Source organism: Pseudomonas sp. P7779 (assembly GCF_013386315.1).
GTDB lineage: Bacteria > Pseudomonadota > Gammaproteobacteria > Pseudomonadales > Pseudomonadaceae > Aquipseudomonas.
Genome location: NZ_JACARZ010000020.1, coordinates 33,291 through 58,273, shown reverse-complemented (window position 1 = coordinate 58,273; position 24,983 = coordinate 33,291). Strand labels below are relative to the sequence as shown.

Below are 24,983 nucleotides of genomic sequence, written 5' to 3'. Positions count from 1 at the left end.
TTCGCGGTGTTTACCACTCCGCGAAGCTGCCGTCGGCATGCCGCCAGATCGGATTGCGCCAGCGATGCCCGATGGCCGCGCGTTCGATCACGTATTCCTCGTTGATCTCGATGCCCAGGCCTGGCCCGTTGGGGATTTTCACAAAGCCCTGGTCGTAGTCGAAAACACCCGGATCGCGCACGTAATCCAGCAGGTCATTGCTCTCGTTGTAGTGAATGCCCAGGCTCTGTTCCTGGATGAACGCGTTGTAGCAAACCGCATCCAGCTGCAGGCACGCTGCCAGGGCAATCGGGCCGAGCGGGCAGTGCAGGGCAAGGGCCACGTCGTAGGCTTCGGCCATGTTGGCAATCTTGCGGGTTTCGGTGATACCGCCGGCGTGGGAAGCATCCGGCTGGATGATGTCGACGTAGCCTTCGCTGAGCACGCGCTTGAAGTCCCAGCGCGAGAACAGGCGCTCGCCGAGGGCAATCGGGGTGCTGGTGAGCGGCGCCAGCTCTTTCAGCGCTTCGTAGTTTTCGCTGAGCACCGGCTCTTCGATAAACATCAGTTTGTAGGGGTCGAGTTCCTTCATCAGCACCTTGGCCATGGGTTTGTGCACCCGGCCATGGAAGTCGACGCCGATGCCGACGTTCGGACCGACCGCATCCCGCACGGCGGCGACGTTGGCCAGGGCCTGGTCGACTTTTTCGAAGCTGTCGAGAAATTGCAGCTCTTCGGTGCCGTTCATTTTCACCGCGGTAAAACCACGGGCCACGGCTTCCTTGGCGGCGCGGGCAGTGTCGGCCGGGCGGTCGCCACCGATCCACGAATACACGCGGATCTTGTCGCGCACCTGGCCACCCAGCAGGTCGCTGACCGACACGCCGAGGGCCTTGCCCTTGATGTCCCACAGCGCCTGGTCGATACCGGCGAGAGCGCTCATATGGATCGCGCCGCCACGGTAGAAACCGCCGCGATAGAGCACGGTCCAGATGTCCTCGATATTGCGTGGGTCCTTGCCGATCAAGTAGTCGGACAATTCTTCGACGGCGGCAGCCACGGTATGGGCGCGGCCCTCGACAACGGGCTCGCCCCAACCAGTCACGCCCTGGTCGGTTTCAACCTTGAGGAAGCACCAGCGCGGCGGGACGATGAAGGTGGTCAGTTTGGTGATTTTCATCTTCTTATCTCTCTTGTAGATGGAGAACGCTGATCAGCCCAAGGCATGCCAGGCGGCGACGTAGGCCTGGGCGTTGCTCGCCACTTGGGCGACGCTCATGCCCGGCTTGAATAACCCGGAGCCCAGGCCGAAGCCTTTGACGCCCGCGTCGAAAAATACCTGCATGTTGTCCGGGGTGATGCCGCCTACCGGCAGCAGCACGGTGCCGGCGGGCAGTACTGCGAGCCAGGCCTTGACCACCGCCGGGCCCATTTGCTCGGCCGGGAACAGCTTCAGCACGTCGGCGCCTTCGGCCAGCGCGGCAAACGCTTCGGTGGGCGTGGCCACACCCGGCGACAGATACAGGCCCGCGGCCTTGGCGGCTCGCAGCACCTTGGCATCGCTATGGGGCATGACGATCACCTGGCCGCCGGCGGCTTTGACTTGATCGACCTGTTCCGGGGTCAGCACGGTGCCGGCGCCGATCAGGCAATCGGCGGGCAGGCTGTCCCGCAGGATGCGGATGCTGGAATAAGGATCCGGCGAGTTCAGCGGCACTTCGATCACCCTGAAGCCCGCCGTGTACAACACCTCGCCGATCGCCAGCGCCTCCTCCGGTCGCAGGCCGCGCAGGATCGCGATCAAACCGTTGTGTGTCAGTGCTTGCTTGAGCATGTCGGGCCTCTCGTCAGGTTGCAGGCAGCAGCCCCGCCGCCATGGCCAGTTGCCAAAGGCCACGCTCGGTAGCCTCCTGCGCCAGGGTCACGTGGGGGAAGCCACAGAGTTGGAGTGCACGCTGGTAGCGGGTGCAGAGTTGGGGTGTGCCGACCAGGACGATGTCGCGCTGCTGGCTGGGCTTGCGAGTGCGCAGGCCGGTCAGTTCGTGGCCGATCAACAGCCCGGACAGATAGTCCGGTTGCTCGTCAGGCGCCAGCTCGCCGGTCAATCCCAGGGAGCGTGCGCTGAACAAGTTCGACAACAGCCCCGTTTGGCCGTCTGCCGACAGCGCAACCTGAACACCGCGATCAAAAGCGGCCACCTGGAACTGTTCGGAAGGGCGCTGGGTGCGCCCCAGAATGCTGTGTTGACTGAGCACGGCGAACAACTCGCCGGTCATGAAAGTATCGAAGTGAGTGATGCAGCCTTCCACCACCTCCACCCACTTGGAATGGCTGCCCGGCAGGCCGATCAATACGTCGCGCCCGGTATGGGCAGCCAGGCTTTGCAGCACGCCGAGCACCTGGGTTTCTTCACCGCGCATCACATTGGGCAACGCGCCGCGTTGAATCACGCCGGGCACGATGTGCACCGCTGCGCCCCGCAGGCTGCGCACCACATGCAGCGCCTGGCCGAGGGTAGAGACGTCGGCCGGGGTGTCGCGGTAAGCCGCTTCGCTCCAGCCCTGGGCGCTGCCGACCATGCCGCAAGCGATAACGGGAAGGTCGGGCTGGGTGTCGAGCCAGTCACCGCAGGCTGCGTCGAATGCCAGCTCGAACCCGTTGCTGCAGCGAACACCGGCTATTTCCCGGGCTTCAGTGGGCAGGTGCATGATCCCCGACGCCAAGGTGCGCCGTTCGATCACGACGCCTGCCGGGCCGAGCTTGTAAGCACGAAGGGAACTGGTTCCCCAATCGAGCGCGATCAATTGCGCCTGCATCGCTTCACCTGAGTGTTCTGAGCGGATGAGGCGAATATAAACCCAAGACCGGCAAAGTCTCAATATATAAATATCAGTCCCATATATAGGGAAATTAAAGGCTTAAAATATTGACAGATCCAGCGTGCGCATCGCCCCCATCCAGATCGCGTGTTCGGTGTGGTCCTTGAGGTCATCACCGGTGGTCGGGTGCAGGAACACCACCAGGCCGTTGCGGTTGAGGGCCAGCCAAGGCAGCACGACGCCGATGTATTCAGGTTCGAATGCCAGCTGGCAGCTCCAGTCCGGGTGCGGGCCCACCGGGCGTTCATGCACGCGGCCCATGCGCAGCGGAAACAATTGCGCGGCGTCTTCGCAGAGTTTGCGCGCCTGGTCGATGGTGTTGGCGTCGAAATAGATATGGGCGTGGTAGCCCTTGATACGTTGCATGACAGGCTCCGGGCTCATTGATCGGCAAATCCTAGACCGCAATGGACGGCAGGGCCAGACCGGTCAGCGATTGTGCGCTGCTGGCCTGTTCGGTCATCAGCCAGTCGACGAAACGCTCGATCAACTGGCTGCGGCGTTTGCGCTGGGGCAGCACCACGTAATAGCCGAAGCGCGAGATCACCGTGTCGCCAATCGGCCGGCACAGCCATTTTTGCTCCAGCAGGTTATCCACAAGGTGACGCCAGCCGATGGCCACGCCCTGGCCCGCGATCGCGGCCTGGATCAACAGCGTGTAATTGTCGAAACGCAGTTGGCCCGGAGTGGGCGCGGTGGTGATGCCCAGTTCGCGAAACACCCCGCTCCAGTCGAACCACTGGTTGTTGTTTTGCTGGCGCAGGTGCAGCAAGGGGAACTCCAGCAGGCTCTGCACCGACAGTGGCGCGACTCGGTCCTGGAGTAGCTGCGGGCTGCACACCGGGAACACTTCCTCGTTGAACAGCCACAGGCTGTCGCCCTGTTTGAAGCGGCCGTCACCGAACAGCACCGCTACGTCGATATCGCTGCGCAACGTGGCGTGGTTACGCTCGCTGGTGACCAGGCTCACGTCCACCTGCGGGTTGGCTTCATGGAAACGATGCAGGCGTGGCATCAGCCAATACGCGGCGAAGGCAAAGTCGGTCGCCACCTGCAGGACTTCATGCTGGTCCTGCTCGGCAATCGCGCTCAGGCCCTGGTTGATGCTCTGCAAACCGGCCTGTACCTGCTCGAATAACAAGGCGCCCGCGTCGGTCAGCTCGATGCCACGGTAGATGCGATCAAACAGGCGCACCTTCAGCTGTTCTTCCAGGCGCTTGATCTGCTGGCTGATGGCCGGCTGGGTGGTGCCCAACTCCATCGCCGCTGCCGTAAAGCTGCGTTGGCGCGCTGCGGATTCAAAGGCACGCAGCAGGTCGAGTGACAGGTGACCGAGGGATTCATACATAAGCTGGGCTTATCCTAGACATTGCTTCTCATGGGCTTTACCACGATTTCCATGGCCTGCATGCTCATTCGCATAAACATCGACTATGGAATGCCGCGAAAACCATGAAGCGCAAGAACATTCTTTTTATCATGGCCGATCAAATGGCCGCGCCGATGCTTCCGTTCTACGGTCCTTCGCCTATCAAACTGCCAAACTTGAGTCGCCTCGCCGCTGAGGGCGTGGTGTTCGACGCCGCTTACTGCAACAGTCCGCTGTGTGCGCCATCGCGCTTTACCCTGGTGAGTGGGCAGTTGCCGAGCAAGATCGGCGCCTACGACAACGCGGCCGATTTCCCCGCCGACGTGCCGACCTATGCCCACTACCTGCGCCGCCTCGGCTACCGCACTGCGCTGTCGGGCAAGATGCATTTTTGCGGCCCCGACCAGCTCCACGGCTATGAAGAACGCCTGACCAGTGACATCTACCCGGCCGACTATGGCTGGGCCGTGAACTGGGATGAGCCGGACGTGCGCCCCTCCTGGTACCACAACATGGCGTCGGTGCTGCAGGCCGGGCCGTGCGTGCGCACCAACCAGCTGGATTTCGACGAAGAGGTGGTGTTCAAGGCCCAGCAGTACCTGTTCGACCATATCCGCGAGGATGGCGACCAGCCGTTCTGCCTGACCGTGTCGATGACTCACCCACACGACCCTTACACCATTCCCAAACCGTTCTGGGACCTGTACGACGACAACGACATCCCGCTGCCTGCAACACCGCCACAGGCTGACCTCGACCCTCACTCCCAGCGCCTCCTCAAGGTCTATGACCTGTGGGACAAGCCGCTGCCGCTGAACAAGATCCGCGATGCACGCCGCGCCTACTTCGGCGCGTGCAGCTACATTGACAGCAACGTCGGCAAGCTCCTGCAAACCCTGGAAGACACGGGCCTGGCCGATGACACCATCATCATCTTCTCCGGCGACCACGGCGACATGCTCGGCGAACGCGGGCTCTGGTACAAAATGCACTGGTTTGAAATGGCCGCCCGGGTGCCGCTGCTGATCAGCGCGCCGGGGCAGTTTGCCGCCGGCCGGGTGACCGCCGCCGTGTCCACCGCCGACCTGCTGCCTACCCTGGTGGAACTGGCCGGCGGCGAGCTGGACCCGAGGCTGGCGCTGGACGGCCGCTCGTTGGTGTCTCACCTGCAAGGGCAGGGCGGGCACGACGAAGTGTTCGGTGAGTACATGGCCGAGGGCACCATCAGCCCGCTGATGATGATTCGCCGTGGCGCCTACAAGTTCATCTACAGCGAGGACGATCCTTGCCTATTGTTCGATGTGCACAACGACCCGCACGAGCGGGAGGACCTCAGCCAGTCACCGGAACACCGGCCACTGTTCGAGGCGTTTTTGCGTGAGGCGCGGGCCAAATGGGACATCCCGGCGATCCACCAGCAGGTGCTCGCCAGCCAACGCCGTCGCCGCCTGGTGTTCGAGGCGCTGACCCAGGGCAAGCTGAAGAGCTGGGACCACCAGCCACTGGTAGACGCCAGTCAGCAATACATGCGCAACCACATCGACCTCGACGATCTGGAGCGCAAGGCACGTTTTCCACAACCCTGCCAAAACCAATAAAACTGAGGGGAAGGCCATGCAAAAGTTATCCACCGTGTTGAGCGTTGCGCTGCTGGCATTGAGCAGTGCCGGCGTCTACGCGGACACCAGCTGCGACACCGTGAAGATGGCCGATCCGGGCTGGAGCGATATCGCCGCCACCAATGCCATTACCGGTTTCCTGTTGAACGGCATGGGCTACAAGGCCAAGGTCGACACCCTTGCGGTGCCGATCACCTTTGGCGGGCTCAAGGACGGCCAGGTGGATGTGTTCCTGGGTAACTGGATGCCGGCGCAGCAAGGCTTCTACGACAAGTTCGTGGCCAATGGCGATGTGGTGCAACTGGCGAAGAACCTCGACGGTACCGAATTCACCCTGGCCGTGCCGGACTATGTCTGGGACGCCGGGGTGCATGACTTTGCCGACCTGAACAAGTTTGCCGACAAGTTCGACAAGAAGATCTATGGCATCGGTTCGGGTGCGCCGGCGAATCTCTCGTTGCAGGAAATAATCAAGAAGAACGACTTTGACCTGGGCCAGTGGAAGCTGATCGAGTCCAGTGAACAGGCGATGCTGGCCGAAGTGTCCCGGGCGGTGAAAAAGCAGAAGTTCGTGACCTTCCTCGGCTGGACGCCGCACCCGATGAACGTGCAGTTGAAGATGCATTACCTCAAGGGTGGGGAGAAGTACTTTGGTGACACCGGCAGCGTGTATACGTTGACCCGCAAGGGCTATGCACAGGCGTGCCCGAATGTGGGGAAATTGCTGACCAACCTGAGTTTCACCCAGGAGCTGGAGAACGCCATCATGGCTGAGGTGGTGAACAAGAAAGTCAGTAATGCGGACGCGGCGAAGGCGTGGATCAAGGCGAACCCGGCGGTGCTGGACAAGTGGCTGGACGGGGTTAAAACCGTGGACGGCCAGGATGCACTGGCCGCTGTAAAAGCCACACTCTGATGCACTGATCGTTCCCACGCTCTGCGTGGGAACGATCATCATGAGCCTGATACTCTGATTCAAACCTCTTCAACCGAGTTTCCAATGCCCTGGCCCAACCGCCATACACTCTTTCCCTTCCTCAGCTGGCTCCCGCGCCAAACCCGCGCCAGCGTCGGAAGGGACGCGGTCGTCGGCCTGAGCGGTGCAGTCCTGGCATTACCCCAGTCCATTGCCTACGCGCTGATCGCCGGTCTCCCACCGGAGTATGGCCTGTACGCCGCGATCATCCCGGTATTGATCGCCTGCTTGTGGGGCTCTTCCTGGCACCTGATCTGCGGCCCCACGGCAGCCATCTCTATCGTGCTCTACGCCAGCGTCAGCCCGCTGGCCGTGCCCGGCTCCCAGGACTACATCACACTCATCCTGCTGCTGACGTTCCTGGCCGGCGTCTTCCAATGGCTGTTGGGCATGCTGCGCTTCGGCGCCCTGGTGAATTTCGTCTCGCATTCAGTGGTGCTCGGCTTCACCCTCGGCGCTGCGGTGGTGATCGCCCTGGGCCAACTGCCCAACCTGCTGGGGCTGGACCTGCCCAGCCAGGCCACGGCGATCAACAGTCTGCTGGCGCTGATCAACCATGCCGGGGAGTGGAATCGTCCTTCACTGGTGCTCGGGCTCGGCACCTTGCTGGTGGGGGTGCTGCTGAAACTCTGGGTACCGCGCTGGCCAACCCTGTTGATCGCGCTGGCCCTGGGCAGCCTCATCCCGTGGCTGTGGCCGACGATGTTCGGGGAGGTGGCGCGGGTCAGTTCATTTGTCGGCAAGCTGCCACCGTTCAGCCCGCTGCCGATGGACCTGGACATGGTCCTGCGCCTGCTGCCGAGTGCCGTGGCGGTGGGCATGCTGGGGCTGGTGACCAGCCTGTCGATTGCGCGCTCACTGTCGGCCCGCTCCCAACAATTGCTCGATGCAAATCAGGAAGTGCGCGCCCAGGGTTTATCCAACATTGTCGGCGGATTTTTCTCGGGGTACTTGTCGGCAGGTTCCTTCACACGGTCGGGCCTGAGTTATGAGGCAGGCGCCTGTTCGCCGCTGGCGGGGGTGTTTTCCGCATTGTGGGTGGCGTTGTTCGCGCTGTTCGGTGCGGCATTGATCGCGCATATCCCGATCCCGAGCATGGCCGCCAGCATCCTGCTGATTTGCTGGGGGTTGGTCGACCATCGCGGTATTCGGGCGCTGTTCCGGGTCAGCCGCGCAGAGTTCGTGGTGATGAGCCTGACTTGCATCGCCACGCTGTTGCTGGAGTTGCAAACGGCCATTTACGCCGGGGTGCTGGCGTCGCTGTTTTTCTACCTCAAGCGCACCTCACAGCCGCGGGTCCAGCAATGGCGTGACGGAGAGGACGATGTGCTGCGGGTCGGCGGGTCGATCTTTTTCGGCGCCAGCCATTACCTGCAGGTGCGGCTGCAAAGCCTGCACGGCCAGCGGGTGGTGATCGAGGCGCAGCAGATCAACTTCATCGACTATTCCGGGGTGGAGATGCTGCACCAGGAAGCGCGCCGATTGAATGGAGTGGGGCGCAGCCTGGCGTTGCGCAAGGCCCGGCCGCAGGTGGTGGAAGAGCTGAAGAAACTGGAAGGGGCCGACCAATGCCCCATCCATTTCGAAGACTGAATGCGGTTAAAACTGTGGGAGCGGGCTTGCTCGCGAATGCGGTGTGACAGTCGCCGTATGTATCGACTGATCCACCGCATTCGCGAGCAAGCCCGCTCCCACATTTGGATTGCGTCAGGCCAGTTGGCTACGCAATTCAGCCAGCACCGGCGCGGAGTCCGGTCGAACGCCGCGCCACAGGAAGAACGCTTCCGCGGCCTGTTCCACCAGCATCCCCAGGCCATCCATTGCCACCGCCGCGCCCTGCTCACCGGCCCAGCGGCAGAAAGCCGTAGGCTCTTTGCCGTACATCATGTCGTAGCAAAAAGTCTTTCCGGGTTCGATCAGGCTGCCGGCAATCGGCGGTACATCGCCTGACAGGCTGGCGGACGTGGCATTAATGATCAGGTCCACCGGTTCACGCAGCCAGTCGAAACCGCTGGCGGACACCGGGCCGAGATCGTCGAACAGCTCGGCGAGCAATTCGGCTTTTTCCACGGTGCGATTGGCAATGATCAGCGAAGCCGGCTGCTCAGCCAGCAATGGCTCCAACGCGCCGCGCACCGCACCACCGGCGCCCAGCAGCAGGATGCGTTTGCCTTGCAGGCTGAACCCGGCATTCACCGTCAAATCCCGCACCAGGCCGGCGCCGTCGGTGTTGTCTCCCAACAGGCTGCCATCGCCGAGCTTGCTCAGGGTATTCACCGCGCCGGCCCGTTGGGCGCGTTCGGTCAGGGTATTGGCCAGGCGATAGGCCTCTTCCTTGAACGGTACGGTGACGTTGGCGCCACGGCCTTGTGCGAAAAATGCTTTTGCACAGCCGGTGAAATCCTCCAACGGCGCGAGCAAGGTGCTGTAGTCCAGTTGCTCGCCGGTCTGTTCGGCGAACAGACGGTGAATCAGCGGCGACTTGCTGTGGCCGATGGGGTTGCCGAAGACGACATAACGATCCATCAGACCGCCGCCTTGGGCAGCACACCCAGCCAGTCGCGGTCTTGCAGGAAGTAGTCGGTTAGGCGCGCTTCTTCGCTGTCGGGGGCGGCTTTCCAGTCATAGCTCCAGCGCACTTGGGGTGGCAGCGACATCAGGATCGATTCGGTACGCCCGCCCGATTGCAGGCCAAACAAAGTGCCGCGGTCGTAGACCAGGTTGAACTCGACGTAGCGGCCACGGCGGAATTCCTGGAATTCGCGCTGCTGCTCGGTATAGGCCATGGCCTTGCGGCGCTGGACGATTGGCAGGTAGGCGTCGATGTAGGCGTCGCCGATGGCGCGCATGAAGGCGAAGCTGGTGTCGAAGTCCCACTCGTTCAAATCATCGAAGAACAAACCGCCGATGCCCCGCGGTTCGTTGCGGTGCTTGATGTGGAAGTAGGTGTCGCACCAGGCCTTGTAGCGCGAGTACACGTCCGGGCCAAACGGCGCGCAGGCCTGTTCGGCGACGCGGTGCCAGTGGATGCAGTCTTCTTCGTTGCCGTAGTAGGGCGTCAGGTCGAAGCCGCCGCCAAACCACCACACCGGCTCTTCGCCTTCTTTTTCAGCGATGAAAAAACGCACATTGGCGTGGGAAGTCGGCACATGCGGGTTGTGCGGGTGGATCACCAGCGACACGCCGAGGGCTTCAAAACCGCGACCGGCCAATTCCGGGCGATGGGCACTGGCGGACGGTGGGAGGCCGCTGCCAAACACGTGGGAAAAGTTAACGCCGCCTTTCTCGATTACCGAACCGTTTTCGATCACACGGGTGCGACCGCCGCCGCCGGCAGGCCGGGTCCAGGCGTCTTCGATGAAGCGAGTGTCCGTCTCGAAGGTTTCCAGGGCGCTGCAAATGCGGTCTTGCAGGTCAAGCAGGTAGGCTTTGACAGCCTCGGTGCGGGTAGTCATGACATCACCTTGAATCGGGCAACGCTACACGAGGCCATTGGGCATCGGCGGCAAATGGGCGCACAGGATACCACTGCACCCACTGCTGCCACAGTTGACGAAGATCAAGCTTAGGAGTCCGATAGGGGGCTACGCGAGATGACTTAAGGAGAGTGCAGATGGCCAAACGTATCCAGTTCCGTGCCCATGGCGGCCCCGAAGTGCTTGAGTATGTGGACTACACCCCGGCAGAACCCGGCCCGCAGCAGGTTCGCGTGCAGAACAAGGCCATTGGCCTGAACTTCATCGACACCTATTTCCGCAGCGGCCTATATGCACCACCGGCCTTGCCGTCGGGCCTGGGCGCAGAAGGTGCCGGCGTGGTTGATGCGGTGGGCAGCGAAGTCACTCAATTCAAGGTCGGCGATCGCGTGGCCTACGGCAGCGGCCCGCTGGGCGCCTACAGCGAATTGCATGTGTTGCCGGCTGCCAACCTGGTGCACCTGCCGGACGACATCAGCTTCGAACAGGCCGCCGGCGCGATGCTCAAGGGCCTGACGGTGCAGTACCTGTTGCGCCAGACCTATGAGTTGAAGGGCGGCGAAACCATTCTGTTCCACGCCGCTGCCGGTGGCGTCGGCTCCCTGGCTTGCCAATGGGCCAAGGCCTTGGGCGTGAAGCTGATCGGTACCGTGAGTTCGCCGGAAAAAGCGGCGCTGGCCAAATCCCTCGGCGCCTGGGAAACCATCGACTACAGCAAGGAAAATGTCGCACAACGCGTGCTGGAACTGACTGACGGCAAGAAGTGCCCAGTGGTGTACGACGGCGTAGGCAAGGACACCTGGCTCACCTCGCTGGACAGTGTTGCACCACGCGGGCTGGTGGTGAGTTTCGGTAATGCTTCGGGGGCGGTGGATGGGGTCAACCTGGGGATTCTGGCGGCCAAGGGCTCGCTGTATGTGACCCGGCCGACATTGGCGACCTATGCCAACAACCCGGAAAACCTGCAGGCGATGGCGGATGATCTGTTTTCGATGATCATCAGCGGGAAGCTGCAGATTGATATTAACCAACGGTTTTCGTTGGGGGATGCGGCGAAGGCTCAGGCAGAGTTGTCGGCGCGGCGCACGACTGGGTCGACCATTCTGCTGCCATAGGGCGTTGGATTTTCAGCGGCTTTGAGGGCCTCTTCGCGAGCAAGTCGAATCGTCGCACCGCCGCTCCCACATTTGACCGCGTTCCAAAAGTTGGACTCGGTCAAATGTGGGAGCGGGCTTGCTCGCGAATGCAGGCGACTCGGTCTCAGGAAGGCCGCACAACCTCACCCGTCGCCAGATCCCGAATCAAACTCGGGTTCTTGCGCCCCCCCAGATTCCCCCCCAACACCAGATCCACCTGCCCACGGAAATACTGCTCCACACGAATCCGCGTGCGCGCCGCCGGGCGGCCCTGCGGGTTGGCCGAGGTGGAAATCAGTGGCCCGACCAGCGAGCACAGATCCCGCACTTGCGGATGATCAGTCACCCGCAACGCCACCGTGTCATGCACCCCGGTAATCCACTCGGGCAGCAAGTCCTGATGGGGCACCAGCCACGTATTCGGGCCAGGCCAGGTACTGGCCATGCGGTCCATCCACTCATCGGGAAAGTCTTCGAAGAGAAAATCGAACTGACGGATATTGTCGGCAATCAGGATCAACCCCTTATCCACAGACCGGCCCTTGATCGCCAGCAACCGATCCACCGCTTCTTCGTTCCAAGGGTCACAGCCCAGGCCCCAGACCGCCTCGGTTGGATAGGCAATCACTGCGCCTGCGCGAATTTCTCGTGCGGCTTCTCGCACCCGCCACCTGTTGACCATTACTCACTCTCCGGACTAAAGCTCTGCGCAGTTTACCGATCTTCGTTACAAAACCTAGCCGCGCGCAAGCCAGCGCCCGCTTTCGCAGATCACCCGGCCTTCCAGTTCCAGCTCCGTCAGGCTGGCCAGCACCTCGGACAAGGCCCTGCCGCTGGCAATCGCCAGGGCTTCACTGGTGTGGGGCGCCGCGTGCAACAGCGCCACCAGCGGATGATTGACCGCAATCGGCGCCGGGCGGGAGAGGGCCTGCCAGCCACGCAGGTTTTCGAGAATGTGTTCGATGGTTTCCACCAGCACCGCGCCATCGCGGATCAGTTGATGGCAGCCTTTGGCCCCGGGGTGATGGATGGAGCCGGGGATGGCGTATACCTCGCGCCCTTGCTCCGCCGCCAGCCGCGCGGTGATCAGCGAACCGCTGGCCATGCTGGCCTCCACCACCAGTACCCCAAGCGACAGGCCACTGATAATACGGTTGCGGCGCGGGAAGTTGCCGGCCTGGGGCGCGGCGTCCAACGGAAACTCGGAAACCACGGCACTGCCTTGGGCAATCATCGCCTCGGCCAAGCGTCGATGGCGCTGTGGATAAAAATTTTCGAGCCCGGTGCCCAGCACGCCGATTGTATGTCCACCAACATCCAAAGCCGCCTGGTGAGCAGCACCGTCGATACCCAGGGCAAGGCCACTGGTGATGACAAAACCGGCACTCGCCAGGCTGCGGGAAAACGCGGCGGCGGTATCCATTCCTGGCCTGGAGGCGCGACGGCTGCCGACCATCGCCAGCTGCGGTTTCTCCAGAATCGCCGGGTTGCCGGCGACGAATAATAGCGGGGGTGCGTCATCCAATTCTGCAAGCAATGCCGGGTAGTCGGGTTGGTCCCACATCAGCAAATGCTGGGCCGGACGCTCCAACCAGGCCAATGCCGCACTGGCACCATCACGTACTTCCTCGCAACGCCGGGCATCGGCGCTGGCCACCTTGAGCCCCAGGGAGCGCCAGGCACTGGCCGGTGCGCTGATGGCTTTTGACGCAGAACCAAAGGCCTCGATAAGTTTTTTAAAGCCCTTGGGCCCCAGTTCCGGCAGCCTGTGCAAGCGTAGTCGGGCTTCCAGTTCTGCCGGGGAAATTTCACGGTCATTCGTCGGTAACATTTGATCGTCCTTGATCGGAACAAGCTGTGGATAACTCTGTTGGTAACTTATTTAGCAACCTAATTATTGTCTTTGATCAGGCGCCTCAAAACGGTCCATTACCGCCAGCGATCGCGACGCGCTGAGCACCAGGCCGTAGCTGAGCTTTTCGTAGGTGCGGAACACCAATAGCGTCCCGGCCGGCTCGTCGGGCATCTTCACCGGAGCACCGGTCACTCGGTCCCGAACGGTTTCCCCGGTTTTCACCACGGCCAGCAAATGGCCTTCCGTCAGGCCGTCACGACGGCCCTTGTTCAGCGTCACCGCGTCCAGCACGCCGATCTGCGTCACGCCCCGTGGCACGTCGATGATGTGCCCGGCAGTGGCGCGAGCAGGCATCTGAATCACCAGGCTGGCCAGGTCGATGGGCGCTTGCTGGCTGAGCAATCGGTCGCCGGGCCGCACTTCCTGGGTGACGCGCTGCACACCCAACGTGCTGACATCGCCCGCCGTCACAAAACGTGCGGTGCCAATGTCGTCGACGTTGATACCCAGCAATTCCTGGCTTTGCGGGTCGGTATAGGCCTTGCCGCGACGGAAGATCCCGTAGCTTTCGACTGCAGGGTCCAGGGCACCTCGCGCATAAATACGCTCGCCATCGGCGCCCAATACTCGTCCGGCATCTGCTGCAACAATATAGGGAGCGTGCTCCAGTTCCTGGGGGGTATCGAGAATGCGGTTGTGCAGTAAAAAGCGCTGGATGGCCTGCTGCGTATGAAGTGGCAACGGTTGGCCGGGCTGTGGATAGCTCTCGGGAACCTGGGCAATAACGGCCTGGGCCCACAGCAGCAAGACGAGTAGCGATTTCCTCATGGGGTGAATCTCCTTTATTATGTGCATTCGCGTGAAACGCCTTGGCCTTCGCGGCTTTCGGACGTTTTCCCACGGCACTTATCCCGGCACATCAAGGGTCCATCCCCGGCGCCGACTTGCCTTTACCTCACATGTGCAGCAATTACGCTTATGGCTATTTTGAACATCCTCGAATTTCCGGACTCACGCCTGCGCACCATCGCCAAGCCAGTGGCCGTAGTGGACGCCAAGGTTCGTCAGTTGGTCGATGACATGTTTGAAACAATGTATGAAGCCCCGGGTATCGGCCTCGCCGCGACCCAGGTCGACGTGCATCAGCGCGTCGTGGTCATGGACCTGTCCGAAGACCGCAGCGAGCCCCTGGTGTTTATCAACCCTGAGTTCGAAACCCTGACCGACGAGATGGGCCAGTACCAGGAAGGCTGCCTGTCGGTGCCCGACTTCTACGAGAACGTCGACCGTCCCCAGCGCGTCAAGATCAAGGCCCTGGACCGTGACGGCAAGCCGTTCGAGATGATTGCCGAAGGCCTGCTGGCGGTGTGCATCCAACACGAGTGCGACCACCTCAACGGCAAGCTGTTTGTCGATTACCTGTCCACGCTTAAACGCGACCGGATCAAGAAGAAGCTGGAAAAGAAGCATCGCCAGCAAGCTTGATTCCCTTCTTTCAAAGGCTTGCTCCGGCAAGCCTTTTTCTTTTGTGAGACGTTTCCCATGACCGAGCCACTGCGCATCGTTTTTGCCGGCACCCCCGAATTCGCCGCCGAACACCTCAAGGCCCTGCTCGCCAGCCCTTATGAAATCGTGGCGGTCTACACCCAGCCCGATCGCCCGGCCGGTCGTGGGCAAAAACTGATGCCCAGCCCGGTCAAGCAGCTGGCACTGGAAAACAACATTGTGGTGCTGCAGCCGCCGACCCTGCGCAACGCCGATGCCCAGGCCGAACTGGCTGCGCTGAAGCCAGACCTGCTGGTGGTGGTGGCCTACGGCTTGATCCTGCCCCAGGCTGTGCTGGATATCCCGCGCCTGGGCTGCATCAACAGTCACGCCTCGCTGCTGCCTCGCTGGCGTGGCGCGGCACCGATCCAGCGTGCCGTCGAAGCCGGTGATGCGCAAAGCGGGGTGACCGTGATGCGCATGGAAGCAGGCCTGGACACCGGGCCGATGCTGCTGAAAGTCACCACCCCGATCACCGGGCAAGACACCGGCGGCAGCCTGCATGATCGCCTCGCCGAAATGGGCCCGCCGGCTGTCGTCCAGGCCATCGCAGGCCTGGCTGCCGGCACTCTGCAAGGTGAAGTGCAGGACGACAGCCTCGCCACCTACGCCCACAAATTGAACAAGGATGAAGCCCGCATCGACTGGAGCCGCCCGGCCGTTGAGCTGGAGCGTCTGGTGCGTGCCTTCAACCCGTGGCCGATCTGCCACAGCACGCTCAATGGCGAGGCCTTGAAAGTACTGGCCGCCACCCTGGCCGAAGGCAAGGGCGCCCCCGGCGAGATCATCGGCGCCAGCAAGGACGGCCTGTTGGTAGCGTGCGGTGAACAGGCGCTGTGTCTGACCCGTCTGCAATTGCCCGGCGGCAAGGCGCTGAACTTCAGCGATTTGTTCAACAGCCGCCGTGAGAAATTTGCCGTTGGCATCGTCCTCGGCCAAGCGGTGGACGCGCAATGAACCCACGTCTGGCCGCCGCCAAGGCCCTGGCCGCCGTGCTCAACGGCAAGGCTTCTCTCAACAGTTCGTTGCCGACCCAACTGGATAAAGTCGAAGACCGCGATCGCGGCTTTACCCAGGACCTGGCCTTCGGTACCGCCCGCTGGCAGCCACGTTTATCGGCGCTGGCGGCCAAGCTGCTGCAAAAGCCGTTCAAGGCGGCGGACGCCGATGTCGAGGCGCTGCTGCTGGTGGGCCTGTATCAACTGCTCTACACCCGCGTGCCGGCCCACGCGGCCATCGGCGAAACCGTCGGTTGCGCCGACAAGCTGAAAAAGCCTTGGGCCAAGGCCCTGCTCAACGCCGTGCTGCGCCGCGCCCAGCGCGAAAGCGAAGCGCTGCTGGCCGAACTGGAACATGACCCGGTGGTGCGCACCGCCCACCCGCGCTGGCTGCAAAAATCCCTGAAGGCATTCTGGCCCGAGCAATGGGAAGCCATCTGCGCCGCCAACAATGCGCACCCGCCGATGATCCTGCGGGTCAATCGCCGTCATCACACTCGCGATGCATATCTCGCGCTGCTTGGCGAAGCCGGCGTAGCAGCCACGGCCTGTGTCTACAGCCAGGACGGCATCGTTCTTACAGAACCGGGCGATGTCCGTAATCTGCCCGGGTTCGCCGAAGGCTGGATCAGCGTGCAGGACGAAGCCGCTCAACTGGCCGCCGACCTGCTGGACCTGGCCCCGGGCCAACGCGTACTGGACGCCTGTTGCGCCCCCGGCGGCAAGACCTGCCACATCATGGAAGTGCAAGCAGACCTGGCCGGTGTCGTCGCCGTCGACCTGGAAGCCAAGCGCCTGGTGCGTGTGCGGGAAAACCTCGCCCGCCTGGGCCTCAGCGCCGAGCTGATCGCCGCTGACGGCCGCGACACCGCCACCTGGTGGGACGGCAAGCCGTTCCAGCGCATCCTGCTGGACGCACCGTGCTCCGCCACCGGCGTGATCCGCCGCCACCCGGACATAAAGCTGACCCGCCAACCCGACGACATCGCCGCCCTGGCCGTGCTGCAAGGCGAGTTGCTGGACGCGTTGTGGCCGACCCTCGAAGTAGGCGGCATCCTGCTGTACGCCACCTGCTCGACGCTGCCTACCGAAAACACTGAAGTCATCGAAGCCTTCCTTGCCCGCACCAGCGGCGCACGGGAACTGGACCTCGACATCCAGGCCGGGATCAAGCAGCCTCATGGCCGCCAGTTGCTGGCCCAGGAAGGCGGTCACGACGGGTTCTATTACGCCAAGCTGATCAAGATTGCCGCCGCTCGCGGCTGAATGGTTTTAAGGGAGTGACCGGATGAAAATCATCATCCTCGGCGCAGGGCAGGTTGGCGGTACGCTGGCCGAGCATTTGGCCAGCGAAGCCAACGATATCACCGTGGTCGACACCGACGCGGAGCGCCTGCGGGATTTGGGCGACCGTTTGGACATCCGTACCGTACAAGGCCGCGCCTCGTTTCCTACAGTGCTGCGCCAGGCCGGTGCCGACGATGCCGACATGCTGGTGGCAGTCACCAACAGTGACGAGACCAACATGGTTGCCTGCCAGGTCGCCCACACCCTGTTTCACACTCCGACCAAGATCGCCCGAGTGCGTGAGGCGGCCTACCTGACCCGCGCCGGACTGTTCGACAACGACGCGATCCCGGTCGATGTGCTGATCAGCCCGGAACAGGTGGTGACCCATTACATCAAGCGCCTGATCGAACACCCGGGCGCCTTGCAGGTGATCGACTTCGCCGAAGGCAAGGCACAGCTGGTGGCGGTCAAGGCCTACTACGGCGGGCCGTTGGTGGGCCAGCAACTGCGCCAACTGCGCGAGCACATGCCCAACGTCGAGACGCGGGTGGCGGCGATCTTCCGTCGCGACCGGCCGATCCTGCCCCAGGGCGATACGGTGATCGAGGCTGACGACGAGGTGTTTTTCATCGCCGCCAAAGCGAACATTCGCGCGGTGATGAGCGAAATGCGCCGTCTGGATGAGACCTATAAACGCATCGTCATCGCCGGCGGCGGGCAGATCGGTGAGCGCTTGGCCGAGGCCATCGAAAGCCGCTACCAGGTGAAGATCATCGAGATGAATCCGGCACGCTGCCGGTATTTGTCCGACACCCTCGACAGCACCGTGGTCCTGCAGGGCAGCGCCTCGGATCGTGATCTGCTGCTGGAAGAAAACATCGCCGACGCCGACATCTTCCTGGCCCTGACCAACGATGACGAAGCCAACATCATGTCGTCGTTGCTGGCCAAGCGGCTGGGGGCGAAGAAGGTGATGACCATCATCAACAACCCGGCCTACGTCGACCTGATCCAGGGCGGCGATATCGACATCGCCATCAGCCCGCAACTGGCGACCATCGGCACCTTGCTGGCCCACGTGCGCCGCGGCGATATCGTCAGTGTGCACTCGTTGCGCCGGGGTGCGGCGGAAGCCATCGAGGCGATTGCCCACGGTGATTCAAAATCGAGCAAGGTGATTGGCAAGGCGATCCGCGATATCGGCCTGCCGCCGGGCACCACCATCGGCGCAATCATTCGCGATGAAGAAGTGATCATCGCCCACGACGACACGGTGATCGCCACGGGCGACCACGTGATTCTGTTCCTTGTGGATAAAAAACATATCCGCGATGTGGAGAAGCTGTTCCACGTGGGCCTGAGCTTTTTCTGATCAAACGGAGTGACCGACATGCTCGAATCCCTGGAAAAAATGCTCGCCAAGGGCGTGGATAACTCACTGCTGCGGTTTGGTTTGGGCAAGGGTTATCTTGATCTGAAGGACAACGCCAAAGCGGCCGAGCATTTGCAGAAATGCGTCGAGTTCGATCCGAAGTATTCGGCGGCGTGGAAGCTGTTGGGCAAGGCGCAGCTGGGGCAGGGTGATAACGCTGCAGCGCGGTTAGCTTGGGAGAAGGGTATTGAAGCGGCCCTGGCACATGGCGACAAGCAGGCCGAAAAGGAAATGACCGTATTCCTGAAGAAACTCGACCGCCAAGCTTAAGCAGAACCCAATGTGGGAGCGGGCTTGCTCGCGAAGGCGTCGTGTCAGTCACCGAATTTGTGTCTGATACACCGCCTTCGCGAGCAAGCCCGCTCCCACATTTTGTTTTGTGCCAACCTTGAGTCAGCCGTACATCAATACCACCGCGCCTCACCCGGCGGGCGTTTCTTGAAGCGTTTCATGCTCCACATGTACTGGCTCGGGTAAGCCCCCACATAGCGCTCCACCACCTTGCTCATCGCCGCACACGAAGTGGCTGTATCGGTGCTGTACATGTCTTCCGGCGCCGCTTCCAGGATCACTTTGTAGCCCGAGCCATCCGGCAGCCGCAGGGCATGCAGGAACACCCCGACCGCCTTGTGCCCCGCCAGCATGTTCGGCACGAACTTGCTGGTCAGCGCCTGGGTGGCGAAGAACGGCACGAAGATCCCGGCCGATTCCGCCGGCTCCGGATCCGCAGGAATCCCCACCTGGCCGCCTTTGCGCACTTCCTTGATGACGCTGAGGATGCCTTCCTTGGTGGACGCCGCCACGCGGTTACCCAGTTGCACCCGCTGTTTGCGCAGCAAGTCATCCACCGCCTTGAGCTTCGGCGGGCGGTAGAAAATGATCGGTTTACACTGGCTGCAATAGAAGTGGTTCAACACTTCCCAGTTGCCCAGGTGGCTGGTGATGCCGACCACGCCTTTGCCCGAAGCCAGGGCTTCGTGCAGCACTTCCAGGCCTTCGACCTCGCGCACCAGGTCGATGGAACGCTGGGCCGGCCAGATCCAGGCGCAGGCGCTTTCGGTCAGGGACTTGCCGATGTCCATCAGGCTGCGTCCAACGAGACGCTCGCGCTCGGCCGGATCCATGTCCGGGAAGCATTTGGACAGGTTGATCCGCACCGTCTCACGGGAACGGTTGGGGGTTTTCCACATGATCCAGCCAATTGCCGAACCGACCGCTTGCACCGCGCGCCAGGGCAGCAGGGCAAACAACCGAAGAGCGCCTACCAGCAAGGCGCCTTTAAACTTTTCCACAGGTCACTCCTGATCGTGTGTGGTGCGCAAAGCCGCCATTCTAACCGGCGTTGGCGAGGTCCGCGTAACGGTCGCAGTCCTGAGTGTGGTCCATGACCATGCCCGAGGCCTGCATGAACGCGTAGCAGATGGTCGGCCCGACGAAGGTGAAGCCGGCTTTTTTCAAGGCTTTGCTCATGGCCTCAGCCTCCGGCGTAATGGCCGGGACCTGGCTGCGGTCCTTGAAATGATTGACCTTGGGCACGCCGCCCACAAACGACCACAGAAACTCCACGGGGTCCTGCAGCGCCAGCCAGGCGGCGGCATTGCGCCGGGTGGCATTGAGTTTCAGGCGGTTACGCACGATGCCCGAATCGAGCATCAGCGCTTCGATCTCGGCATCGCTCAGTTGGGCCAGACGCTGCGCATCAAAGCCGAACAAGACCTTTCGATAATGCTCGCGTTTGCGTAAAACGGTGATCCAGGACAGACCCGCCTGGAACCCTTCGAGCAAAAGCAACTCGAACAGTCCCTGCGCATCGCGCAGCGGCGTTCCCCACTCCTGATCGTGATAAGCCATGTACAGCGGATCTTCAGAACACCAAAAGCAGCGTGGCATAAGGCTCCAGGGGATGGTGGCGCGGCCGAATCGGGTATACTCCCGCTCTTTAAATCGCAGCCCAAGTAACAGGTGAATTTCGTGAGCCAGCCTACGCCAGCCGTGCGTACCTTCCAAGACTTGATCCTCGCCCTCCAGCAATACTGGGCCGAGCAAGGTTGTGTGGTACTTCAGCCCTACGATATGGAAGTAGGCGCCGGCACTTTCCACACCGCTACCTTCCTGCGGGCCATCGGCCCGGAAACCTGGAACGCCGCTTATGTGCAGCCCAGTCGTCGCCCGACTGACGGCCGCTACGGCGAAAACCCGAACCGCCTGCAGCACTACTACCAGTTCCAGGTGGTTCTGAAGCCAAACCCGGACAACTTCCAGGAGCTGTACCTGGGCTCGTTGAAACATGTCGGCCTGGACCCGCTGGTCCACGACATCCGTTTCGTCGAAGACAACTGGGAATCGCCAACCCTGGGCGCCTGGGGCCTGGGCTGGGAAGTCTGGCTCAACGGCATGGAAGTGACGCAGTTCACTTACTTCCAGCAAGCCGGCGGCATCGAGTGCTACCCGGTGACCGGCGAGATCACCTACGGTCTCGAGCGCCTGGCCATGTACCTGCAAGGCGTGGACTCGGTCTACGACCTGGTGTGGGCTGACGGCCCGTTCGGCAAGGTGACCTACGGCGACGTGTTCCACCAGAACGAAGTGGAGCAGTCGACCTACAACTTCGAACACGCGAACGTCGAGAAGCTGTTCGAACTGTTCGACTTCTATGAAAGCGAAGCCAAGCGCCTGATCGAACTGGATCAGCCGCTGCCGTTGCCAAGCTATGAAATGGTTCTGAAGGCATCCCACACCTTCAACCTGCTGGACGCCCGTCGTGCCATCTCGGTAACTGCGCGCCAGCAATACATCCTGCGTGTACGCACCCTGGCGCGTTCCGTCGCCCAAGCCTACCTGTTGGCTCGCGCCAAGCTGGGCTTCCCGATGGCCACCCCGGACCTGCGTGATGAAGTGTTGGCTAAGCTGGAGGCTGCACAATGAGTGCTCAAGATTTCCTGGTTGAACTGGGCACCGAAGAGCTGCCACCCAAGGCACTGAATACCCTGGCCGACGCATTCCTGGCCGGTATCGAAAAAGGCCTGCAAACCGCTGGCCTGAAGTTCGCCGCAAAAAAAGTCTACGCCGCGCCGCGCCGACTGGCGGTGTTGCTCACCGCACTGGAAACCCAGCAGCCGGACCGCAGCATCAACCTCGACGGCCCGCCACGCCAGGCCGCCTTCGATGCTGAAGGCAACCCGACTCAAGCCGCCCTTGGTTTTGCCAAGAAGTGTGGCGTCGAGCTGAGCGAAATCGACCAGAGTGGCCCGAAGCTGCGTTTCAGCCAGGTCATCACCGGCAAGCCGACCGCCAGCCTGTTGCCGACCATCGTTGAAGACTCGCTGAACGACCTGCCGATTCCCAAGCGCATGCGCTGGGGTGCCCGCAAGGAAGAGTTCGTGCGCCCGACCCAATGGCTGGTGATGCTGCTCGGTGACCAGGTCATCGACTGCACCATCCTCGCCCAGAAGGCCGGCCGTGATTCACGTGGCCACCGCTTCCACCATCCTGAAGCCGTGCGAATCACCGCGCCCGCCAACTACCTCAATGACCTGCGTGCAGCCTATGTGCTGGCGGATGCCAATGAGCGCCGCGAGCTGATCAGCAAGCGTACCGAAGAGCTGGCCCGCCTGCAGGAAGGCACCGCCATCGTGCCGCCAAGCCTGCTGGACGAAGTGACCGCTTTGGTTGAATGGCCAGTGCCGCTGGTGTGCTCGTTCGAGGAGCGTTTCCTCGACGTGCCGCAGGAAGCGCTGATCACCACCATGCAGGACAACCAGAAGTATTTCTGCCTGCTGGACGTCGACGGCAAGCTGCTGCCGCGCTTCATCACCGTGGCCAACATCGAAAGCAAGGACCCGCAGCAGATCATCGCCGGTAACGAAAAAGTCGTTCGCCCGCGCCTGACTGACGCCGAGTTCTTCTTCAAGCAAGACAAGAAGCAGAAGCTCGAAGACTTCAACCTGCGCCTGCAGAACGTGGTGTTCCAGGAAAAACTCGGCAGCGTATACGACAAGGCCGTGCGGGTTTCCAAGCTGGCGGCCTACATCGCGCCACGCATTGGTGGCGATGCTGCCTGGGCTGCGCGTGCCGGCCTGCTGTCCAAGTGCGACCTGGCCACCGAGATGGTCGGCGAGTTCCCGGAGATGCAAGGTGTTGCCGGTTACTACTACGCCCTGAATGATGGCGAGCCGCAGGACGTCGCCCTCGCGCTGAACGAGCAGTACATGCCGCGCGGTGCCGGCGCCGAGCTGCCGACCACCCTCACCGGTGCGGCCGTGGCCATCGCTGACAAGCTGGATACCCTCGTCGGTATCTTCGGTATCGGCATGTTGCCTACCGGCAGCAAAGACCCGTATGCGCTGCGCCGTGCGGCCCTGGGCGTGCTGCGCATCCTGATCGACAAGAAGCTCGACCTCGACCTGACCCAGGCCGTGGTGTTTGCGGTTGGCCAGTTCGGTGCCAAGGTCAAGCAAGCGGGCCTGGCCGAGCAAGTGCTGGAGTTCGTGTTCGACCGTCTGCGTGCGCGTTACGAAGACGAAGGCGTGGACGTTTCGGTGTACCTGTCGGTACGTGCCCTGCAACCAGGTTCGGCGCTGGACTTCGACCAGCGTGTGCAGGCCGTACAGGCCTTCCGCAAGCTGCCGGAAGCCGGTGCCCTGGCCGCCGTGAACAAGCGTGTGTCGAACCTGCTGAGCAAGGCCGACAACCTCGGCAATGCCGAAGTCGACCCGGGCCTGTTTGCCGATGCCAAGGAGTTCTCGCTGAACTCGGCCATCGCCAAGGCGGAAAACGCAGTGAAGCCGCTGATCGTCGAACGCAACTACGCCGAAGCCTTGGCGCGCCTGGCCACCTTGCGTGAGCCGGTGGATGCGTTCTTCGAAGCGGTGATGATCAATGCCGAAGACGCGGGCGTGCGGAAAAACCGCTACGCCATGCTGGCGCGCCTGCGCGGCCTGTTCATCAATATCGCTGACATTTCCGTACTGAGCTGACCATGTTGAAACTGCTGATTCTCGACCGGGACGGAGTGATCAATTACGACTCCGACGCTTACATCAAATCGGTGGCGGAATGGATTCCACTGCCCGGCTCGATCGAGGCCATCGCGCAGTTGAGCAAAGCGGGCTGGACAGTGGCCATCGCCACCAACCAGTCCGGCATCGCTCGCGGCTACTACGACATCGCCACCCTCGACGCCATGCACGCGCGCCTGCGCACGCTGGTGGCCGAGCAGGGCGGTGAAGTAGGGCTGGTGGTGTATTGCCCGCACGGCCCGGATGAAGGCTGCGATTGCCGCAAGCCCAAACCGGGTATGCTTAAAACTATTGCTGAACATTACAACGTGCCGTTGGCTGGGCTATGGTTTGTCGGGGACAGCCTCGGTGACCTGGAAGCCGCCAAAGCCGTCGACTCTCAGCCAGTTTTGGTAAAAACCGGGAAAGGCGAAAAGACCCAGGCTAAAACCCTGCCGGTAGGTACTTTGATTTTTGACGATCTGGCGGCGGTTGCCGCAGAACTTATCAACAACTAGCAGCCCTTCTGACTTCCTGACCAAGGACTGTTCGGGAGCGCGCTTTTAACAGGCGGGCGTTGTCCCGCAACGGTAAATGCCGCCATGTCGATTTTGCAGGCCATCAGAACCTTCTTCTTTTACCTGCTGTTGGGCACCAGCTCTTTTCTCTGGTGCACCCTGAGCTTTTTTATCGCGCCTTTCCTGCCGTTCAAGGCGCGCTATCGTTTCATCAACGTCTTTTGGTGCAACTGCGCGCTGTGGTTGACCAAGGTGTTCCTGAACATTCGTTTCGAGATCAAGGGCGCCGAAAACGTCCCGGACCAGCCTTGTGTGATTCTGTCGAACCACCAGAGCACCTGGGAAACCTTTTTCCTGTCTGCGTACTTCTCGCCCCTGAGCCAGGTGCTCAAGCGTGAGCTGCTGTACGTGCCATTCTTCGGCTGGGCCATGGCCATGCTGCGACCGATCGCCATCGACCGCGACAACCCCAAGGCCGCACTCAAGCATGTGGCCAAGAAGGGCGATGAGCTGTTGAAGGATGGGGTTTGGGTGCTGATCTTCCCTGAAGGCACACGCGTGCCCTACGGCACTGTGGGCAAGTTCTCACGTGGCGGTACGGCCCTGGCGGTGAACGCCGGGCTGCCGGTGCTGCCGATTGCCCACAACGCCGGCAAGTTCTGGCCAAAGACCGGCTGGGCCAAGCGTGAAGGCACCATCACTGTAATCATTGGCGAGCCCATGTATGCCGAGGGCGAAGGCCCACGTGCCATTGCAGCGCTGAACGACCGTGCCCAGGCATGGAATGAAGCGCAACAAAGGGCCATGGGTTCGTTGCCGCCGGAGCCGGTTGTGGTCGACACGCCGGTGATTTGAGTTTCTGTGGATAACCTGTGTACGGTTTGTTGGCGAATTGCTCTTTTTGGCTTATAGGC

The 24,983-nt window shown here is 61.9% G+C and carries 25 protein-coding genes; 13 read left to right on the top strand and 12 right to left on the bottom strand.

Annotation, left to right across the window (positions count from 1 at the left end; genetic code table 11):
* Positions 1-10: 10 nt before the first annotated feature.
* From dgoD to HX869_RS07595, 5 genes are all read right to left on the bottom strand, one after another.
* The gene (gene dgoD / locus HX869_RS07615; protein ID WP_003213645.1) at positions 11-1,159 is read right to left on the bottom strand and encodes a galactonate dehydratase; all 1,149 of its coding nucleotides are present in this window, start codon (positions 1,157-1,159) and stop codon (positions 11-13) included.
* 33 nt (positions 1,160-1,192) lie between these two features.
* Complete coding sequence (locus HX869_RS07610) at positions 1,193-1,813, bottom strand: 2-dehydro-3-deoxy-6-phosphogalactonate aldolase (protein ID WP_003213643.1); 621 nt, start codon at positions 1,811-1,813, stop codon at positions 1,193-1,195.
* 13 nt (positions 1,814-1,826) lie between these two features.
* Positions 1,827-2,795: a 2-dehydro-3-deoxygalactonokinase gene (locus HX869_RS07605; protein WP_008439579.1), complete on the bottom strand. Its 969-nt coding sequence runs from the start codon at positions 2,793-2,795 to the stop codon at positions 1,827-1,829.
* Between the two features lie 102 nt (positions 2,796-2,897).
* Positions 2,898-3,224 carry a DOPA 4,5-dioxygenase family protein gene (locus HX869_RS07600; protein WP_003213639.1) on the bottom strand — a complete coding sequence of 109 codons (327 nt, stop codon included), beginning with the start codon at positions 3,222-3,224 and terminating at the stop codon, positions 2,898-2,900.
* A gap of 31 nt (positions 3,225-3,255) precedes the next feature.
* Complete coding sequence (locus HX869_RS07595) at positions 3,256-4,206, bottom strand: LysR family transcriptional regulator (RefSeq protein WP_008439576.1); 951 nt, start codon at positions 4,204-4,206, stop codon at positions 3,256-3,258.
* Positions 4,207-4,310: 104 nt separating this feature from the next.
* Here HX869_RS07595 and betC point away from each other — a divergent pair, with 104 nt between their 5' ends.
* The 3 genes from betC to HX869_RS07580 all read left to right on the top strand — a co-directional run bounded on the left by betC (position 4,311) and on the right by HX869_RS07580 (position 8,415).
* On the top strand, positions 4,311-5,825 hold the full coding sequence (gene betC, locus HX869_RS07590) for a choline-sulfatase (protein ID WP_178902942.1): 1,515 nt from the start codon (positions 4,311-4,313) through the stop codon (positions 5,823-5,825).
* Positions 5,826-5,841: 16 nt separating this feature from the next.
* Positions 5,842-6,762, top strand: a complete 921-nt coding sequence (gene choX / locus HX869_RS07585) for a choline ABC transporter substrate-binding protein (protein ID WP_178902941.1) — start codon at positions 5,842-5,844, stop codon at positions 6,760-6,762.
* Positions 6,763-6,846: 84 nt separating this feature from the next.
* Positions 6,847-8,415 carry a SulP family inorganic anion transporter gene (locus tag HX869_RS07580; RefSeq protein ID WP_003213628.1) on the top strand — a complete coding sequence of 523 codons (1,569 nt, stop codon included), beginning with the start codon at positions 6,847-6,849 and terminating at the stop codon, positions 8,413-8,415.
* A gap of 114 nt (positions 8,416-8,529) precedes the next feature.
* Here HX869_RS07580 and aroE read toward each other — a convergent pair whose 3' ends face one another.
* The gene (gene aroE, locus HX869_RS07575) at positions 8,530-9,348 is read right to left on the bottom strand and encodes a shikimate dehydrogenase (RefSeq protein ID WP_003213626.1); all 819 of its coding nucleotides are present in this window, start codon (positions 9,346-9,348) and stop codon (positions 8,530-8,532) included.
* Complete coding sequence (gene hemF / locus HX869_RS07570) at positions 9,348-10,277, bottom strand: oxygen-dependent coproporphyrinogen oxidase (RefSeq protein ID WP_003213625.1); 930 nt, start codon at positions 10,275-10,277, stop codon at positions 9,348-9,350. Before hemF ends, aroE begins: the two co-directional genes overlap by 1 nt.
* A 158-nt stretch (positions 10,278-10,435) precedes the next feature.
* Between hemF and HX869_RS07565 the strand changes: the two genes are divergently transcribed.
* Positions 10,436-11,413 (top strand): NADPH:quinone reductase, encoded by a 978-nt coding sequence (locus HX869_RS07565; protein ID WP_008439566.1) that lies wholly within the window; start codon positions 10,436-10,438, stop codon positions 11,411-11,413.
* Between the two features lie 145 nt (positions 11,414-11,558).
* Here the strand turns inward: HX869_RS07565 and HX869_RS07560 are convergent, their stop codons facing one another.
* The 3 genes from HX869_RS07560 to HX869_RS07550 form a co-directional block, all read right to left on the bottom strand.
* Positions 11,559-12,116: an L-threonylcarbamoyladenylate synthase gene (locus tag HX869_RS07560; protein ID WP_003213622.1), complete on the bottom strand. Its 558-nt coding sequence runs from the start codon at positions 12,114-12,116 to the stop codon at positions 11,559-11,561.
* A 54-nt stretch (positions 12,117-12,170) separates the two neighbouring features.
* Positions 12,171-13,265, bottom strand: a complete 1,095-nt coding sequence (gene dprA / locus HX869_RS07555) for a DNA-processing protein DprA (protein ID WP_003213620.1) — start codon at positions 13,263-13,265, stop codon at positions 12,171-12,173.
* 63 nt (positions 13,266-13,328) lie between these two features.
* Complete coding sequence (locus tag HX869_RS07550) at positions 13,329-14,117, bottom strand: peptidoglycan-binding protein (protein ID WP_178902940.1); 789 nt, start codon at positions 14,115-14,117, stop codon at positions 13,329-13,331.
* Positions 14,118-14,267: 150 nt separating this feature from the next.
* On the opposite strand from HX869_RS07550, the gene def reads away from it, so the two are divergent.
* Genes def through HX869_RS07525 form a run of 5 tightly spaced genes read left to right on the top strand, consistent with a single transcriptional unit; the run spans position 14,268 to position 18,824 of the window.
* Entirely contained in the window at positions 14,268-14,774 is a 507-nt protein-coding gene (gene def / locus HX869_RS07545) for a peptide deformylase (protein ID WP_003213617.1), read from the top strand.
* Positions 14,775-14,831: 57 nt separating this feature from the next.
* Positions 14,832-15,791 carry a methionyl-tRNA formyltransferase gene (gene fmt / locus HX869_RS07540; RefSeq protein ID WP_003213615.1) on the top strand — a complete coding sequence of 320 codons (960 nt, stop codon included), beginning with the start codon at positions 14,832-14,834 and terminating at the stop codon, positions 15,789-15,791.
* The gene (gene rsmB / locus HX869_RS07535; RefSeq protein ID WP_177069844.1) at positions 15,788-17,098 is read left to right on the top strand and encodes a 16S rRNA (cytosine(967)-C(5))-methyltransferase RsmB; all 1,311 of its coding nucleotides are present in this window, start codon (positions 15,788-15,790) and stop codon (positions 17,096-17,098) included. Before fmt ends, rsmB begins: the two co-directional genes overlap by 4 nt.
* A gap of 22 nt (positions 17,099-17,120) precedes the next feature.
* Complete coding sequence (gene trkA / locus HX869_RS07530) at positions 17,121-18,494, top strand: Trk system potassium transporter TrkA (RefSeq protein WP_003213611.1); 1,374 nt, start codon at positions 17,121-17,123, stop codon at positions 18,492-18,494.
* An 18-nt stretch (positions 18,495-18,512) separates the two neighbouring features.
* A complete protein-coding gene (locus HX869_RS07525; protein WP_003213608.1) occupies positions 18,513-18,824 on the top strand; it encodes a lipopolysaccharide assembly protein LapB in 312 nt (103 codons plus the stop codon).
* Between the two features lie 134 nt (positions 18,825-18,958).
* On the opposite strand, the gene HX869_RS07520 is transcribed toward HX869_RS07525, so the two are convergent.
* Positions 18,959-19,846, bottom strand: a complete 888-nt coding sequence (locus HX869_RS07520) for a lysophospholipid acyltransferase (RefSeq protein WP_003213605.1) — start codon at positions 19,844-19,846, stop codon at positions 18,959-18,961.
* Between the two features lie 40 nt (positions 19,847-19,886).
* Complete coding sequence (locus tag HX869_RS07515) at positions 19,887-20,444, bottom strand: DNA-3-methyladenine glycosylase I (RefSeq protein WP_003213603.1); 558 nt, start codon at positions 20,442-20,444, stop codon at positions 19,887-19,889.
* A gap of 81 nt (positions 20,445-20,525) precedes the next feature.
* On the opposite strand from HX869_RS07515, the gene glyQ reads away from it, so the two are divergent.
* From glyQ to HX869_RS07495, 4 genes are all read left to right on the top strand, one after another.
* Positions 20,526-21,479, top strand: a complete 954-nt coding sequence (gene glyQ, locus HX869_RS07510; protein ID WP_003213601.1) for a glycine--tRNA ligase subunit alpha — start codon at positions 20,526-20,528, stop codon at positions 21,477-21,479.
* Complete coding sequence (glyS, locus tag HX869_RS07505; protein ID WP_178902939.1) at positions 21,476-23,530, top strand: glycine--tRNA ligase subunit beta; 2,055 nt, start codon at positions 21,476-21,478, stop codon at positions 23,528-23,530. The genes glyQ and glyS overlap by 4 nt, the downstream gene beginning before the upstream one ends.
* A gap of 2 nt (positions 23,531-23,532) precedes the next feature.
* Positions 23,533-24,069, top strand: a complete 537-nt coding sequence (gmhB, locus tag HX869_RS07500; RefSeq protein ID WP_166742131.1) for a D-glycero-beta-D-manno-heptose 1,7-bisphosphate 7-phosphatase — start codon at positions 23,533-23,535, stop codon at positions 24,067-24,069.
* 84 nt (positions 24,070-24,153) lie between these two features.
* The gene (locus HX869_RS07495; RefSeq protein WP_003213596.1) at positions 24,154-24,924 is read left to right on the top strand and encodes a 1-acyl-sn-glycerol-3-phosphate acyltransferase; all 771 of its coding nucleotides are present in this window, start codon (positions 24,154-24,156) and stop codon (positions 24,922-24,924) included.
* Positions 24,925-24,983 lie beyond the last annotated feature (59 nt).

Bases quoted from the DNA above. Each gene is read 5' to 3' on its own strand.
- HX869_RS07515 (WP_003213603.1), bottom strand. From the start codon at position 20,444: ATGCCACGCTGCTTTTGGTGTTCTGAAGATCCGCTGTACATGGCTTAT.
- HX869_RS07580 (WP_003213628.1), top strand. From the start codon at position 6,847: ATGCCCTGGCCCAACCGCCATACACTCTTTCCCTTCCTCAGCTGGCTC.
- hemF (WP_003213625.1), bottom strand. From the start codon at position 10,277: ATGACTACCCGCACCGAGGCTGTCAAAGCCTACCTGCTTGACCTGCAA.
- betC (WP_178902942.1), top strand. From the start codon at position 4,311: ATGAAGCGCAAGAACATTCTTTTTATCATGGCCGATCAAATGGCCGCG.
- HX869_RS07525 (WP_003213608.1), top strand. From the start codon at position 18,513: ATGCTCGAATCCCTGGAAAAAATGCTCGCCAAGGGCGTGGATAACTCA.
- HX869_RS07495 (WP_003213596.1), top strand. From the start codon at position 24,154: ATGTCGATTTTGCAGGCCATCAGAACCTTCTTCTTTTACCTGCTGTTG.
- HX869_RS07595 (WP_008439576.1), bottom strand. From the start codon at position 4,206: ATGTATGAATCCCTCGGTCACCTGTCACTCGACCTGCTGCGTGCCTTT.
- def (WP_003213617.1), top strand. From the start codon at position 14,268: ATGGCTATTTTGAACATCCTCGAATTTCCGGACTCACGCCTGCGCACC.
- HX869_RS07610 (WP_003213643.1), bottom strand. From the start codon at position 1,813: ATGCTCAAGCAAGCACTGACACACAACGGTTTGATCGCGATCCTGCGC.
- trkA (WP_003213611.1), top strand. From the start codon at position 17,121: ATGAAAATCATCATCCTCGGCGCAGGGCAGGTTGGCGGTACGCTGGCC.
- glyS (WP_178902939.1), top strand. From the start codon at position 21,476: ATGAGTGCTCAAGATTTCCTGGTTGAACTGGGCACCGAAGAGCTGCCA.
- HX869_RS07565 (WP_008439566.1), top strand. From the start codon at position 10,436: ATGGCCAAACGTATCCAGTTCCGTGCCCATGGCGGCCCCGAAGTGCTT.
- dgoD (WP_003213645.1), bottom strand. From the start codon at position 1,159: ATGAAAATCACCAAACTGACCACCTTCATCGTCCCGCCGCGCTGGTGC.
- HX869_RS07560 (WP_003213622.1), bottom strand. From the start codon at position 12,116: ATGGTCAACAGGTGGCGGGTGCGAGAAGCCGCACGAGAAATTCGCGCA.
- gmhB (WP_166742131.1), top strand. From the start codon at position 23,533: ATGTTGAAACTGCTGATTCTCGACCGGGACGGAGTGATCAATTACGAC.
- dprA (WP_003213620.1), bottom strand. From the start codon at position 13,265: ATGTTACCGACGAATGACCGTGAAATTTCCCCGGCAGAACTGGAAGCC.
- HX869_RS07550 (WP_178902940.1), bottom strand. From the start codon at position 14,117: ATGAGGAAATCGCTACTCGTCTTGCTGCTGTGGGCCCAGGCCGTTATT.
- rsmB (WP_177069844.1), top strand. From the start codon at position 15,788: ATGAACCCACGTCTGGCCGCCGCCAAGGCCCTGGCCGCCGTGCTCAAC.
- choX (WP_178902941.1), top strand. From the start codon at position 5,842: ATGCAAAAGTTATCCACCGTGTTGAGCGTTGCGCTGCTGGCATTGAGC.
- aroE (WP_003213626.1), bottom strand. From the start codon at position 9,348: ATGGATCGTTATGTCGTCTTCGGCAACCCCATCGGCCACAGCAAGTCG.
- HX869_RS07605 (WP_008439579.1), bottom strand. From the start codon at position 2,795: ATGCAGGCGCAATTGATCGCGCTCGATTGGGGAACCAGTTCCCTTCGT.
- fmt (WP_003213615.1), top strand. From the start codon at position 14,832: ATGACCGAGCCACTGCGCATCGTTTTTGCCGGCACCCCCGAATTCGCC.
- HX869_RS07600 (WP_003213639.1), bottom strand. From the start codon at position 3,224: ATGCAACGTATCAAGGGCTACCACGCCCATATCTATTTCGACGCCAAC.